Raw genomic sequence first — 961 nt, forward strand, 5'->3', positions numbered from 1 at the left:
CCTCGAGCCGCTCGAACAGGGCGAGCTGGGCCGGCGCGAGGCCGTGGCGCGGATAGAGCTCCTCCCACAAGGCGGCGAGCACCGCCCATTGCGGATGCGGATAGAGCGCCTGGCCCATCGCGGCGCTCAGCTTGACGCGCAGCCACGGCGTCGGGTGCGGATCGGAGAGATCGACCCGGAACACGAACGGGCGCGGCAGGCTGACCACCGCCATCAGGCCCATGGTGGCGGCGACCCCGACGCGTGCCACCGACCAGAAGTCGGCGACGATCTCGGAGATCCAGCGCTCCCAGACGGCCCACAGGTCGCGCTCGGCGTGCGTGCCGCGCTGCAGACCCTGCAGCACCGGCCGCAGCGAGCCGACGAGATCCAGGCAGGCCGCCGCCTGGTGGCCGACCTCGTGAACGAGTGACGAGGCGATGCCGCAGCCGACCATGCGCTCGCGCGGCACCCTGATGATCGCCACCGGGTTGTCGCGGCCGCCCGGCAGGCGGGTGCGGGCGCGGCGGATGGCGGCGCCGGGGCCTCGTTCGAGATGACAGATGATCGGCGGGACCTCGTAAGGGCCGTCCGGCAGCGTCAGCGCGTCGGCCGCGGCGACGTCGAGGCCCGAGAGCCACGTACCGTACTCGTGCTCGCTGCGTTGGGTGATCACCTCGACGAACATGTCGAACTCGTTGAGCACCGCATGGAAGCGCAGGCGCAGGATGGTGAAGCGGCGCTGCGCGTCGGCGGCCGTCACGGTGTGGCGGGCCTGCGCCAGCCACCCGAGAAACGCCTCGATGCGTCCGTGCAGCTCCCGGCGGCCCTCGACGAGCGTGCGCTCGATCGCGGATTGCGCCTCCGGCAGCAGCGAGGCTGCCGGTACCATCGGCTCGAGCAGCGCGAAGGTCTTGACCCGGTCGAGCCGGGTCAGGAGCCCGCGCGCTTCCTGCTCGAGCATGCGCGCCGCCGGGAGGCT

General features: G+C 72.4%; 1 protein-coding gene. It reads right to left on the bottom strand.

Going from position 1 to position 961, the window contains the following annotated elements; genetic code table 11:
• On the bottom strand, positions 1-943 hold a 943-nt coding region (locus ABTU92_RS29445; protein ID WP_408095095.1), incomplete at its 3' end, for a hypothetical protein.
• Positions 944-961 lie beyond the last annotated feature (18 nt).

Source organism: Rhodoplanes sp. SY1 (genome assembly GCF_046000175.1).
Lineage (GTDB): Bacteria > Pseudomonadota > Alphaproteobacteria > Rhizobiales > Xanthobacteraceae > Rhodoplanes.